General features: G+C 42.0%; 10 protein-coding genes. 6 read left to right on the plus strand and 4 right to left on the minus strand.

Annotated features, from left to right (window positions below):
* Together trhP and rdgC are read right to left on the minus strand one after the other, a co-directional pair.
* Positions 1-1,401: a prephenate-dependent tRNA uridine(34) hydroxylase TrhP gene (gene trhP / locus OCV27_RS03085; RefSeq protein WP_125320049.1), complete on the minus strand. Its 1,401-nt coding sequence runs from the start codon at positions 1,399-1,401 to the stop codon at positions 1-3.
* A gap of 167 nt (positions 1,402-1,568) precedes the next feature.
* Positions 1,569-2,483 (minus strand): recombination-associated protein RdgC, encoded by a 915-nt coding sequence (gene rdgC, locus OCV27_RS03090; RefSeq protein ID WP_125320048.1) that lies wholly within the window; start codon positions 2,481-2,483, stop codon positions 1,569-1,571.
* Positions 2,484-2,694: 211 nt separating this feature from the next.
* Here rdgC and phoB point away from each other — a divergent pair, with 211 nt between their 5' ends.
* The 3 genes from phoB to OCV27_RS03105 are packed head-to-tail and all read left to right on the plus strand — an operon-like array spanning position 2,695 to position 5,674.
* Positions 2,695-3,384 carry a phosphate regulon transcriptional regulator PhoB gene (gene phoB / locus OCV27_RS03095; RefSeq protein WP_125320047.1) on the plus strand — a complete coding sequence of 230 codons (690 nt, stop codon included), beginning with the start codon at positions 2,695-2,697 and terminating at the stop codon, positions 3,382-3,384.
* Positions 3,385-3,410: 26 nt separating this feature from the next.
* Complete coding sequence (gene phoR, locus OCV27_RS03100; RefSeq protein WP_125320046.1) at positions 3,411-4,709, plus strand: phosphate regulon sensor histidine kinase PhoR; 1,299 nt, start codon at positions 3,411-3,413, stop codon at positions 4,707-4,709.
* Entirely contained in the window at positions 4,709-5,674 is a 966-nt protein-coding gene (locus OCV27_RS03105) for a PstS family phosphate ABC transporter substrate-binding protein (RefSeq protein ID WP_125320045.1), read from the plus strand. Before phoR ends, OCV27_RS03105 begins: the two co-directional genes overlap by 1 nt.
* 25 nt (positions 5,675-5,699) lie before the next feature.
* Here the strand turns inward: OCV27_RS03105 and ppx are convergent, their stop codons facing one another.
* Positions 5,700-7,199 carry an exopolyphosphatase gene (gene ppx / locus OCV27_RS03110; RefSeq protein ID WP_125320044.1) on the minus strand — a complete coding sequence of 500 codons (1,500 nt, stop codon included), beginning with the start codon at positions 7,197-7,199 and terminating at the stop codon, positions 5,700-5,702.
* The gene (ppk1, locus tag OCV27_RS03115) at positions 7,174-9,285 is read right to left on the minus strand and encodes a polyphosphate kinase 1 (RefSeq protein WP_125320043.1); all 2,112 of its coding nucleotides are present in this window, start codon (positions 9,283-9,285) and stop codon (positions 7,174-7,176) included. The genes ppx and ppk1 overlap by 26 nt, the downstream gene beginning before the upstream one ends.
* A gap of 192 nt (positions 9,286-9,477) precedes the next feature.
* Here ppk1 and OCV27_RS03120 point away from each other — a divergent pair, with 192 nt between their 5' ends.
* Genes OCV27_RS03120 through pstB form a run of 3 tightly spaced genes read left to right on the plus strand, consistent with a single transcriptional unit; the run spans position 9,478 to position 14,161 of the window.
* Positions 9,478-11,667 (plus strand): ABC transporter permease subunit, encoded by a 2,190-nt coding sequence (locus OCV27_RS03120; RefSeq protein WP_125320042.1) that lies wholly within the window; start codon positions 9,478-9,480, stop codon positions 11,665-11,667.
* A gap of 23 nt (positions 11,668-11,690) precedes the next feature.
* On the plus strand, positions 11,691-13,340 hold the full coding sequence (gene pstA / locus OCV27_RS03125) for a phosphate ABC transporter permease PstA (protein WP_125320041.1): 1,650 nt from the start codon (positions 11,691-11,693) through the stop codon (positions 13,338-13,340).
* 2 nt (positions 13,341-13,342) lie between these two features.
* A complete protein-coding gene (gene pstB, locus OCV27_RS03130) occupies positions 13,343-14,161 on the plus strand; it encodes a phosphate ABC transporter ATP-binding protein PstB (protein ID WP_125320040.1) in 819 nt (272 codons plus the stop codon).
* The last annotated feature ends 20 nt before the right edge of the window (positions 14,162-14,181 follow it).

The following is a 14,181-nucleotide window of genomic DNA, read 5'->3' on the forward strand; positions in this document are numbered from 1 at the left end:
TTATTTGCCTGTAGGATTACGGGTATCCTGACCCTTATTAAGATTACGCATCAAGAGACCGTATTCTAGATCCATATCTTGTGGCACAGGAATGAAAACAAAGTGACCATTGCCTTTTGCATCATCAACAGGTTGTGATTTGCGGTTTTCCATTACTTCAAGCGTAAAGACAACATTTCCTTTTGGTGTCATCAGCTCAAGGCTATCACCTACAAGGAATTTATTCTTAACTTCTACTTCAACAAGATCTCCACGGCGTTTACCTGTAAACTCACCAACAAATTGCTGAGCATCAGAGACGGAATAACCATAATCATAGTTCTGATAAGTATCGTGTGTGTGGCGACGTAGGAAGCCCTCGGTGTAGCCGCGGTGAGCCAAACCCTCTAAGGTTCCCATTAGGTTTTGGTCAAACGGTTTACCAGCGACGGCATCATCAATTGCCTTACGATACACTTGAGCGGTTCGGGCGCAGTAATAAAATGATTTAGTACGTCCTTCAATTTTAAGTGAATGGACGCCCATCTTAGTTAGGCGCTCTACGTGTTGAACAGCACGGAGGTCTTTTGAATTCATGATATAAGTGCCATGTTCATCTTCGAAGGCTGCCATCTTTTCTTCAGGTCGGTGGCTCTCTGAAAGTAGCACAACTTCATCTGTTGGCTGCCCATGGCCTAAAGTAGTTTGAGGCGCTTCATTTTGCACCTCAATTGCTTGTATTTGATTAGGGTCGAACTGCTCAACGATTTGTCCTGAATCGTCTTCTTTACCTTTTTCAACGTTATATTCCCAGCGGCAGGCATTAGTACAAGTTCCTTGATTCGGATCTCGCTTATTCATATATCCTGAGAGTAAGCAACGACCAGAATATGCCATGCATAGCGCACCGTGAACGAATACTTCCAGTTCAGTTTCAGGGCAGTGTTGGCGGATTTCTTCAATTTCTTCTAAGGAAAGTTCACGTGAAACAATCACACGTTCAATGCCATTGGCCGCCCAAAACTTAACTGTTGCCCAGTTAACCGCGTTGGCTTGAACTGATAGGTGAATAGGGATGTCAGGGAAAGTCTCACGAACCATCATGATTAAACCAGGATCTGACATGATGAGTGCATCTGGGCCCATTTCAACTACGGGTTTAAGATCGCGAATAAAGGTCTTTAACTTAGAGTTATGTGGTTGGATATTACATACCACATAAAGCTTTTTGCCTAATGAATGCGCTTCATCAATACCAATTTTTAGGTTTTCGTGATTGAATTCGTTGTTGCGTACACGCAAGCTGTAACGAGGTTGGCCTGCATATACTGCGTCTGCGCCGTAGGCAAAGGCGTAACGCATGTTTTTTAAACTGCCTGCTGGTGACAGTAGCTCAGGTATAAATGCTTTTTCAGTCGTCATGTCTAGTTCTCTTAGTCTGATCTCAAGTCAGGTCAATTCCACCTAATGGAATTGGGGCGAAAATTCTACGCTAAAACGTGAGATGTGACTAGGAAAAAGTCCATGTTACCGTTGCGGGAATTGTTGAGGGATTAGGTACTCGCAGATATCGAGTACCTAGATAGAGACTAAGCATTTGCTTGAGGTAAACCACCAAGAGATTCGTACAAGTTGGGTAGGAAAGCACTAAGCTCGCCGCACATTAGTGAAAAGTCGGCGTCAAATCGAGCGGCTTGGTCTTCTCTTGGAATGTCATCATTGTGATCTTTTAGTTCATCTGAGAACTTGAGGCGTTTGATACTTCCATCTTCAGCAAGAAGAAACTCGATCCGCTCTTGCCACCATAAGGCGAGCTTAGTTACAACTTTATCTGCTTTTATATGGCTGAGGATTTCATCGGCTGTTAATTCTTGTTTTTTACAGCGAATGACGCCGCCTTCTTCAAGAACGGATTTAAGTTCAGCTTCATCAAGCATCTCCATACCTACGGGCGTATCGCCAGTTTTGACCCATTCGGTCAATGTAGTCTCCACTGCCTTTTCTGGTATGGCAGGAACAACGGGTAAACTGCCGATAGTTTTGCGAAGAAGTGCTAATACATCCTCAGCTTTTTTATAGCTGCTAGCATCGACGAGGATGAAGCCTTCTTTGGGTAAGATCAGTACAAAGGTATGGTTACTGCGGCTAAAAGCTCGTGGCAGCAAGTCCATAATAATGTCTTCTTTAAGGTTATCTTTTTCTGTTTTCTTGAGAGGCCGACCTTCCTGTGCTTCAAGTACATCTACTTTGGCATTGAGTGAGTCTTTAATCACAGATGCTGGCAACATCTTTTCTTCTTTTTTTGCGCAGATCAAGATCCGATCTTCAGAGACATGAGTCATCATGTCTCCGTGCCTTCCTATTGCTGCCACCCAGCCAAATTTTTGCTTGTCCTGACTACCGCAGGGTGTAAAACGAAATTCAGTAAGCTGCTTTTCCAGCTCGTCTGCTTGGAATTTGATATCACGATTAAAACGGTAAACTAGACAGTTTTTAAACCACATATAATTTCTCTGTACCTAGGGTCTGTTGATCTTAAGCTTTGGTTACCAATCATAAAGATTTTTACTCAGCTTGTCCCATTGCAATTGCTCATCATTGAGATGAAACTTATATTAAAATTTGTTTTCAATGGTCACAAAAGTGTCATAATTGATAGTGATAATGCTTTGGTCAATGCCCGATTAAATTAACTTACTTAAAGGTTATTCAATTATGTCGAGAAGGATTCTTGTTGTTGAAGATGAAGCCCCAATTCGCGAAATGCTTTGCTTTGTCCTTGAGCAGAAAGGTTATCATGCTGTTGAAGCAGAAGATTATGATAGTGCAGTAACCAAACTTTCTGAACCTTTTCCAGATCTGGTTCTTCTCGACTGGATGCTACCTGGCGGCAGTGGTATTAACTTTATCAAACATATGAAACGCGAAGAGCTGACCCGTAATATACCAGTGGTCATGCTGACAGCTCGTGGAGAAGAGGAAGATAAGGTACGCGGTTTAGAAGTTGGGGCAGATGACTACATCACTAAACCTTTTTCTCCCAAAGAGCTTGTTGCGCGCCTTAAAGCTGTTATTCGTCGTGTGACTCCGACGGCTTTAGAAGATGTAATTAATGTGCAAGGGCTTAAACTTGATCCTGTTTCTCATCGAGTTATGGCAAATGATCAGCCGCTAGAAATGGGGCCTACAGAGTTCAAAATGCTTCATTTTTTTATGACTCATCAAGAGCGAGTATATAGCCGTGAACAATTGTTAAATAATGTCTGGGGCACCAATGTTTACGTTGAAGATAGAACGGTTGATGTGCATATCCGCCGTTTGAGAAAAGCGCTTGAAGGAGCAGGTCACGATAGGTTGGTTCAGACGGTTCGTGGTGCAGGCTATCGCTTTTCAACTAAAGCCTGATTTTAGTTTGTCATCAGGAGAGGTAAGTGGTTGAACGGTTAACATGGAAAAAGCTAGCCCGAGATCTGGCTTTTTTTTACACCCCTTGGGTGATCGTAGGATGGATTTTTGGTTATATGCCGTGGTTGCTTTTTTCGGCAACGGTATTGCAGCTCGTGTGGCATTTACACAATCAAATGCGTCTTTCAGCATGGCTGTGGGATGAAAAGCGTCTAACTCCGCCTTCTGGTAGTGGCCATTGGGAATCATTATTTAATGGTATTTATCGCCTGCAGCAGCGGCATCGTAGTAAACGAAAAGAACTGAGTAGTCTGATCCGCCGTTTTCGTAATGGTGCAGAATCGTTACCTGATGCGGTGGTTGTTTTTCGCGGTGAGGGTAATATTGTATGGTGTAATAAATTAGCTCAGCACCTACTAGGTTTTCGCTGGCCAGATGATTCAGGTCAGCCTATTTCCAACTTACTTCGTACACCCGACTTTATTAAATATATCAATAAAAACGACTTTTCTCAGCCTTTAGAAATGCGTTCGCCACTTAATGTTGAACGCATGCTTGAGCTTCGTATTGTGCCCTATACAGAAGGTGAACACTTGATGGTGGTTCGTGATGTCTCTCAGCTTAAGCAATTGGAGGGAATGAGGCGCAACTTCTTTGCTAATGTCTCTCATGAGCTTCGTACACCAATGACAGTGTTACAGGGGTACCTAGAGATGACAGAGGACCCAGATATGGTAGTTGGGCCTATGTGGACCAAGGCTCACGGCGTAATGACTGAGCAGCTTAATCGTATGAATGGCTTAGTTAATCAGTTATTGACTCTATCAAAAATTGAAGCCGCGCCAATGCACGAATTAGAAGAAGTGGTTAATGTACCTGCGATGCTTGAGGTGTTAGAAAAAGAAGCACAGAGTTTGAGTGGTGAGCTACAACATAAGCTTAACTTTGAAGTAGAAAGCGGGTTATTGGTATTAGGGGATGAAGATCAGCTGCGGAGCGCTATTTCCAATCTTGTTTATAATGCAGTTAAGTACACGCCTGCTGGAGCTGATGTCAAGGTTCGCTGGTATCATACAAGACAGGGAGCCTGTTTAGAGGTTGAAGATAGTGGTGAAGGTATTGAGCCTCAACACCTACACAGATTGACAGAACGTTTTTATCGAGTTGATAAAGCCCGTTCAAGAGATACTGGAGGTAGTGGCCTTGGGCTTGCCATTGTCAAACATGCTCTAACGCACCATGATTCTCATTTGGATATTCACTCTGAAGTGAGTGTGGGAAGTAAGTTCTCGTTTGTTTTGCCGCCACGTTTGGTGGTGAACTGATGAGACTAACGGTCACTTTTCTCCTCGTTTTAGTTTGTTTTTTTACTATTGGAAAAGAGTCGACGGGAGTTGGCCTTGGTGATTATAAAAAGATTGCGAATCTAAGTGGCAGCTTAACTACGGTAGGTTCAGATACTCTAGCAGGAGTGACAACGCTATGGGTGGAAGAGTTTAAATATTTGTACCCGAACGTTAATGGTGAAGTGCAAGCATCTGGTTCTTCAACCGCTCCGCCAGCTCTAACCGAAGGTACTGCTCAGTTCGGCCCTATGAGTCGTCCAATGCGCCAACGTGAAATAGAAGCTTTTGAACGTGAACATGGTTACAAACCCACAGAACTTCGTATCGCAATTGATGCGGTTGGGGTTTTCGTTCATAGAGATAACCCAGTAGCTGGTCTTAATTTTGAGCAATTGGACCGTATTTTTTCTGCTACCTTACGCTGCGGGGGAACTAAGTCAGTGTCAACTTGGGCTGATTTAGGGCTTGAGTATCAATGGGCAAAGCGCAGTATACAGCTTTTTGGCCGAAACTCTGTTTCTGGTACTTATGGCTACTTTAAGAAAAGTGCGCTTTGTGGTGGTGATTTTAAAAATAACGTCAATGAGCAGCCTGGCTCCGCCTCAGTAGTTCAGGCGGTTTCTTCATCTATTAATACTATTGGCTATTCTGGGGTAGGCTATCAGGTTTCTGGTGCTAAACTGATTCCAATCGCAACACAAGGCCAAAACTATACTCATCCAAGTAAAGAGAATATTCTATCAGGCCAGTATCCTCTGTCTCGCTATCTCTACTTATATGTAAATAAAAATCCTTCACAACCGTTACCTACCATCATGAGGGAGTTCATTTTATTTATATACTCTCAGCAGGGGCAAAATCTAGTTGAAAAAGGAGGTTATGTACCTGTGTCTACGGAAATAGCCCAGCATGAATTGAATAAAGTCGGAGTGGTAAGACATTAGCATAGGGTGAGTATGAAAATTTGCTTTAAAAATGCAGATCCCAGTTAGCTTTACGCCAATATTTCTGCTCTGTGGTGAGATCAGCGTGTAAGAGTTTGTTGGTATCTAACCAAGCTTTGTCTTCTGAAATGAGGTTCCATTGAGGGCCATCGATAGAGAGTTTTAATGAGGGGAGCGGATCATGGTTGCGTTGGCCGTGAAGTAAGATGGAAAGGCGTAATATGCGGATCAAACTGATAACGTGCTTCTTTTTAAAAAGTGTTAGCTCTTCCATCTCGTACAACTTGAGAGCTTTACGTTGAAAGCGTACTAGTGTAGCTAACACTGTTTGTTGTTCACGATTAAAGCCTGGCATGTATGTATGGCGAAGGATGTAGGATGAATGACGATGAAACCCTTGCAGGCTGATACTCAAACCGACTTCATGAAGTAATGCTCCCCACTCAAGTAAGTCGAAGAGCTCCGAGTGCTTTTTAATTCCGAGGTTTTTATGTATTTGTTGTAAAAAATCAGAGGCTTGCTTTTTTATTTTATCGGCATGTTCTAAATCTACCACGTGCTTACTGGCGAGGTTTTCCGTGGTCCTCATACGGATATCAGAGCGTTGGAAGCTATCTTCCATTTGAAATAGAAGGCCTTCTCGCAGAGCGCCTTCAGAAACGTGCATTTCATCAACTCTAAGACTGGCCAAGATCGCGGTTAAGATGGCTACACCAGCTGGAAAAACAGATTGGCGCTCAGAGGTTAATCCGGTAAGAGAAATCTTATCTATGTTATTCCATTGGCAAAGAGTATGGATCAATTTGTCGAGTCGTTTGGAGGTAATCAATCCATCTTCAAAGCCCATTCCAATCAAAACTTCTCGGATAGCTTTAATGGTGCCTGAAGAGCCAAAAGCAATGTCCCAGCTTTTTTTCTTATAGTGATAGGCAATGGACTCCATTTTTTGCTCAGCGGCGAGGATAGCTCTAGCGAAGTTTTTTGGTGAGAGTTTACCCTTAGTGAAATATTGCTGCGTGTAGCTGACGCAACCCATCTGTTTACTGTTCACTAATTTTGGTTCAAACCCTCGTCCTATGATTATTTCTGTGCTTCCGCCGCCGATATCTACCACAAGTTTTGAATCTGATTCTGGTTGAGTGTGTGCCACACCAAGGTAAATTAACCTAGCTTCTTCGACGCCAGGAATGATCTCAATGGGAAATGGCAGAATTTCCCTGGCACGAAGTAGGAAAATATGCGCATTACTTGCTTGACGTAATGTGTGCGTCGCTGCGATACGAACACTATCTTCTTCAAAACCCTGCAAACGTTCAGCGAACATCGCCAGACAGTCCATTCCTCTCTCGATAGAGTCGTCATCAAGGTATTTTTGTCCTTTTAAACCTGCACCCAGTCTCACTCTTTGTCTATGGCGACTAATTAGTTGTAAACCTTGATCAACAACACGAGCAACCACCATATGGAAGCTATTAGAGCCGAGATCGATAGCGGCAATGTCACGAATTGGCGAAGACTTCGTCATGGATATTAGGTCGCTCTTTGCGTTTTTTAATCTGTTTTTCTACTTCTTTAAGATAGTCGTATATAGCGATCTGTGAGCGAATTTTCTTACGATTGCCACGTGGTACATATTTATTACTCATTTCTTTGTCTATTAAGCGTGCTTTTACAGTATCGGTAAAGTGGATATTGATGATATCAATGATTCGCCGTTTTAGTCTTGGATCACGAACAGGTGTGGCAACTTCAATTCGATAATCTATATTTCGAGTCATCCAATCAGCAGAAGAAATGTAGACTTTTGGTGAACCATTATTGTGAAAAATGAGCACTCTAGGATGTTCTAGAAAACGGTCTACGATACTAATAATACGAATATTTTCACTTACTCCTTTTATACCAGGGACGAGAGAGCACATTCCTCGAATAACCATTTTAATTTTGACACCAGCATTACTCGCCTCATACAGTTTATTAATGAGTGGCTTGTCAACTAAGTTGTTAACTTTTAGTGTAATGGCAGCTCTTCTCCCAGATTTTGCGTTGGCGATTTCTTCATCAATGTTTTGATAAAGTTTTATTCGTGAGTTTCGAGGCGAGACAATCAAATGTTCAAATTTAACAGGGCGGTAAGGATTTTCGATGTAAGCAAATACATTTTGCACTTCATAGGTAATTTCAGGATCGGCGGTCAGCAGTGAAAAGTCTGTGTATATGCGAGCTGTTTTTTCGTGGAAGTTGCCTGTTCCTATATGAGCATAGCGAACAATGAGACTGTTTTCTCTACGACTGATTAGAAGCAATTTAGAGTGAATCTTTAAACCGGGTGTGCCAAAAATGACTTGAACTCCTGCTTCGGTTAGAACTTTAGACCACTCAATATTGGCCTCTTCGTCAAAACGGGCCTGTAACTCGACCACAACGGTGACTTGTTTGCCATTATGAACCGCGTCGATAAGTGAATTCATCAGGCGAGAATCCTTAGCCACGCGGTAGACATTGATTTTTATACTTAATACTTTTGGATCGAAGGAAGCTTGGCGTACGAGTTCAGTAATGTGCTCAAATGTGTGGTAAGGGTAGTAAAGCAAGATATCTTGATGCTTAATGGCATCAAATTTGTTTGCATATCCATCAAAATCAGAACATTGTAGAGCGGGTAATGGCTTGTTTTCTAGGTAATCTCTACCTACGTTAGGAAAATCCATAAAGTCTTTAAAGTTATGGTACCTACCACCTGAAATTAGACTATCGTAATTGGATATTCTGAGTTTATCACACAAGAATTCGAGCATTGCTTGCGGCATACCTATTTCATAGATAAAGCGTACTGGCATGGCGGTTAGACGCTGGCTTACCCCCTCCGACATCTGCTCTAGCAAACTATGTTCAACCTCATGGCTTAAATCATATTCAGCATCTCGAGTCATTTTCATCGCATAGCCTTTTAGTTCGTCATAGTCGAAGAAGCCATTAAATAACTCGTCGAGACAGTATCTGATGATGTTGTCCAATAGGATAATGGTTTTGCGGCCACGAGCTTTATGCTCGGGGATCATAACAAATCGTGGTAAGTGACCTGTGGGGATTTCGATCAGTGCGTATTGACTAAGGTCGGCTTTTTTTAGATCGACTGTGAGGTAAGTGTATTCATCTTTTAGAAATTCGAGGACATCGATATCGTCTCTTAATAGAAGCGGTGTAATATGGGGTTGTACCTGTGTACGAAAATAATCTCGTACCCATTTTTGTTGCGACTCGTTGAGTTGCGTCTCTTTAACAAGGAAAATTTGTCGCCGTGCCATTTCTCGAATAAGCTCTGAATACAATTCAGTAAATCGATCATTTAGTTTTAGAGCCTTACTTTGCATCTTGGTCAGCAAGTGCTTGGAATTATCATTGCCCCCTCGCTCTTGGTTGATTAAAATACGCCTCTTAACATCGGCAAAGCGCACTTTGTAAAACTCGTCTAAGTTATTGGAAAAGATACCGAGAAATCGTATGCGTTCGATTAAAGGTACTTTTTTGTCTCCGGCTTCTTGTAAAACACGTTCATTGAAAGAAAGCCAACTGAGTTCCTTTTCAATATACAGCTTTTCTGTGCTCATTATTTTTCCTATTAACCTGACTGACGAAGTTGAGTAATGGAGTCATACTCACAGGGAGTGCAATCTTAGGCGTTATGGAAACAACCTTAATTGAGTTAATACATTGTTTTTAGTTGTTTAATCCGCTATGTAATATAATTGTCACCCAATCGAAATATTATACATGTGGGTAGTTGTAGGTAAGTGAGTGAAATGGCCAAAGCCGAATTTTCATTGCGAGAACGTGATCGCAAGCGACTAATTAAAGATCGTTTAGCTCGGTGGTTAGTATCGACGGGCGGAGTAGCTGTATTAGCAGCCCTTGTACTTATATTCATTTATCTCATTATCTCAGTGCTTCCGCTTTTTTCTGATGCGAAGTTGACGCCAAATGTATCGATAAAGGGAATAAATACAGAAAAACCGACGCTAATCGGTATTGATGATTATGGTGAAAATGCCTATGTAGTGTCAACATTGGGTTATGTTGATTTTTGGTCCTTACGGCATAACTCTATAGCCCCAGAGTTGAGGGTTGAACTAGCAAAGGGTTATAGCTTAAATTATTCGAGTCGCTCAGCACATGGCTGGCTAGGTATGGCAAGCCCAGCAGGAGAGGTTTTACTATATAAGCCCAGTATGTTTAATGCTGTTAAAGGTGAGAAACGCGTATTTTCACCACAAGTTAACCGCATGTCCCTACCTTTTGATCTTAAAAATGATTCAAACGCCCGCTTAATTTCTTTCGCTTACGCAGTAAACCCTAATACCACCTTGGCTGGTTATTATGATGATCATCGAGTGCGTCTACGTTGGCAAGACATTGACCAAAATGTGCAGTCATTTGAGTTTTCACAACCTTTTCGTGACCTAGACCAGATAATCGTGACGCCTGATGGTAATACACTATATTTACGCACTGGTTCAGAGTTGATTATTGCTAAAAAAAGAGCAAAAGACTTTAAAGTTAGAGAAGTTGTTAGTCTCAATTTTGGTAACGAACAGCATATGGTCACAGGTGTTAGTCTATTATCTGGCGGACATTCTTTAATAGTCATGCATCAAGATGGTATGGTTTCGCAGTGGTTTGATGTATTAAGTGATGGCTATAGAACCTTGAATCATATTCGAAACTTTCAATTGGCTCCTCAACTAGAGTTCTTATTGCCAGATACATATCGCAAAGGGTTTTATAGCTTTTACACCAATGGCACAGTACAAAGTCACTATACGACCAGTGAAAAATTAGCCATCTTTCAACGAATATACGACAAAGCGCCTCAACTTGTGGCCATGTCCAATAATGAAAACTATTTAGTGGCTCTTTCTGGCACTAAGTTAAAAGTTGCTCATGTTGATAACCCGTATCCTGAAGTCTCTTGGTCGTCTCTTTGGCAAAAAGTCTGGTATGAAAGTTATCCAGAGCCAGAGTATGTCTGGCAAACATCGTCTGCATCTGATGAATTTGAAGCGAAATTTAGTTTAGTGCCTATTGCTTTTGGTACACTCAAAGCCGCAGCATTTGCAATGATGTTTGCTGTACCGATTGCTGTATTAGGCGCTATTTATACCGCATATTTCATGACTCCTAATATGCGTCGAATCGTCAAGCCTTCTATTGAATTAATGGAAGCTTTACCTACAGTCATTATTGGTTTTATTGCTGGATTATGGTTCGCCCCCATTGTAGAAAATCATTTAGCCTCGGTTGTTTCACTCATAATCTTGCTACCAGCTTCGACCATCATTATTGGAGGGATCTGGAACTGTCTTCCTCGTGGTTGGATCGGAGGGATTCCTAATGGTCTACACGTGCTTATCCTTATGCCGCTAATGCTTGTTCTTACCGCTTTCATTTGGGGGCAGAGTGATAATATCGAGTGGTGGTTATTTAGTGGTGATGTGCGTGTTTACCTGTCAGAGCAAGGTATTGGTTTTGATCAGCGTAATGCGCTGGTGGTTGGTTTTGCTATGGGTTTTGCTGTCATTCCGACTATTTTCACTATCGCGGAAGATGCCATTTTCTCTGTACCCAAGCATTTGTCTGATGGCTCTTTGGCATTAGGTGCGACGCCATGGCAAACACTGGTTCACGTCGTGTTGCTAACAGCCAGCCCAGGAATATTTTCTGCAGTTATGATGGGACTGGGAAGAGCAGTTGGGGAAACAATGATAGTTCTGATGGCGACTGGAAATACTCCGATCATGGATTGGAATATTCTTGAAGGTATGCGCACCTTATCGGCCACTATCGCGGTTGAAATGCCTGAGTCTGATGTCGGTAGTTCGCACTTTAGAATTCTTTTTCTAGCAGCTTTGATTTTGTTAGTTTTTACCTTCGTTGTTAATTCATTAGCTGAGTGGGTTCGTCAAAGATTGAGAGAGAAATACCGTGCACTATGAATGGCTTCTATTAGGGGCATTTGATGGGATATAAGTGGTTTAAATCAGGTTCTCCATGGATCTGGCTAACAGGTGGGGCGGTCAGTATCAGTTTATTATCTGTACTTGGCTTGCTACTGCTCATCGGCTGGAAAGGTTTATCCTATTTTTGGCCTTCACCGCTTTATCAGTGGACTAATCAGAAAGGTGAAGTCATTGTTGGCCAGCTTTATGCGCAGGAAGCGGTATCGATTCGCCACCTACAACAAATGGAAGTGGCTTTATCTTCTGAAATTGAAACTAAAGGGGTCGTCGAACGATTGGATATTAAAATTGCCAATCGTGATATTTATCCAGCTGATTTTATTTCCATCTTAGCTCAAGATTTACTTGAACCAGCTGAACCCAAGGGGTGGGCTGTCATTGAACGCACTCAAGGTGGTGACTTTTATGGTCAGCCGAAAGGTTACTTTGCTCAAGGGAAACAGACCGATACCGACTTAGAAGAAAAAATCAGCCAAGCCCTGATTTTTGCTAGCGCTCAACGGATAAAAATAGATCGTCTAGTTGAAAAACAAATTCGAGTAATAAGCGCTCAATCCAATCGACTCAATCTTGAAAAAAAGAAGCGTGAAATAAACGGGCGGCTTGATTCTGATTTTCTCAAACGTTACGTTAATCAATCGCGTATATTTCGTCAGCAACTGACTGACATGGAAGCAAAACTGGATTCACTTCGGTTAGTGTTAGCAAGGCAAGGCATAGTCGTTGAAGATATGAGAGGTGATACTTACAGAATCACACTTAATGAGATTCTAGATGTGTGGTATCCAAATCAGATGTCTGCGTGGGATAAGACCTATCATTGGCTAAAACAAGTAGGGAAGTTTGTCACGAGTGAGCCAAGAGAGTCCAACTCTGAAGGCGGTGTATTTCCTGCAATATTTGGCACTGTGCTATTGGTTTTAATCATGTCTATTATCGTGATGCCTCTTGGAGTTGTGGCGGCTATTTATCTACATGAATATGCGCAAAGTAATACCCTGACTCGTTTGATTCGTGTTGCTGTTATCAATCTTGCTGGGGTACCGTCAATTGTATATGGGGTATTTGGCTTGGTTTTTTTTGTTTATACTGTTGGCGGCTCTGTTGATGATTTGTTTTATTCTGAGCAGTTGCCTGCTCCTACGTTTGGCACTCCAGGTTTATTATGGTCAGCATTGACTCTAGCTGTTCTGACACTTCCAGTAGTTATTGTTGCTACAGAAGAAGGTCTTACTAGGATTCCCAACTCAGTTCGCCATGGCTCTCTTGCCTTGGGCGCAACTCAGTTTGAAACTATGTGGCGAATTGTTCTTCCTATGGCGAGTCCGGCCATTATTACAGGGCTGATTTTAGCGGTCGCACGCGCTGCCGGTGAAGTCGCGCCTTTGATGTTGGTCGGGGTAGTTAAATTAGCGTCGAGTTTGCCTCTTGATAGCCAATTTCCATTTTTACACTTAGATAGAAAGTTCATGCATCTAGGCTTTCAGATCTATGATGTTGGCTTCCAAACGACTAATATTGAAAGTGCGAGGCCTTTGGTTTATGCGACGTCGTTCTTGTTGGTATGTGTGATCGTTGGATTAAATTTAACCGCGATTAGTATTCGAAATAACCTTCGTGAGAAATACCGAACTTTGGGGCAAGATTAGAGATGTTTTCAGTTGATCAGGCATTGGGCTATCAGATTCCGCTAGATGTGAATAATCTCACCGAAGAGCAGACTGCTATTACCATTGAAAAATTGAATCTGTTTTATCATAACACTCAGGCTCTTATGGATATTTCAATGCAAATTCCTAAAGGGCAGGTTACCGCATTTATTGGCCCTTCAGGGTGTGGTAAATCAACGTTACTACGCTGTATCAATCGAATGAATGATCTAGTTGAAGGCTGCCGTGTTGAAGGTAAAGTGAAGCTGTATAGTAACAATATTTATCATCCTAAAGTAGATGTTGCTACCTTACGTCGGCGAGTCGGAATGGTGTTTCAACGCCCCAACCCTTTTCCTAAATCTATTTATGAAAATGTTGTTTATGGCATACGTTTGCAAGGTGTTAGTAATAGCCGCACTTTAGATGATGCAGTTGAAAGCTCTCTTCGTGCCGCAGCACTCTGGGATGAGGTGAAAGACCGTTTACATGAAAATGCCTTTGGTTTATCTGGTGGCCAGCAACAACGTTTGGTGATTGCGAGAGCGATTGCAATTGAACCGGAAGTATTACTTCTTGATGAGCCCACATCTGCATTGGATCCTATATCGACGTTAACAATTGAAGAGCTGATCAATGATCTCAAAACAAAATATACAGTTGTGATTGTTACTCATAACATGCAGCAGGCTGCAAGAGTGAGTGATCATACTGCCTTTATCCATATGGGTAAGCTTATCGAGTACTCAGATACAGATTCAATTTTTACTTCGCCTTGTCAAAAGCAAACGGAAGATTATATTACCGGTCGTTATGGCTAATATTTGAGTGAGTATGTTGT

Source organism: Vibrio pectenicida (genome assembly GCA_024347015.1).
In the GTDB taxonomy this organism is placed as follows: domain Bacteria; phylum Pseudomonadota; class Gammaproteobacteria; order Enterobacterales; family Vibrionaceae; genus Vibrio; species Vibrio pectenicida.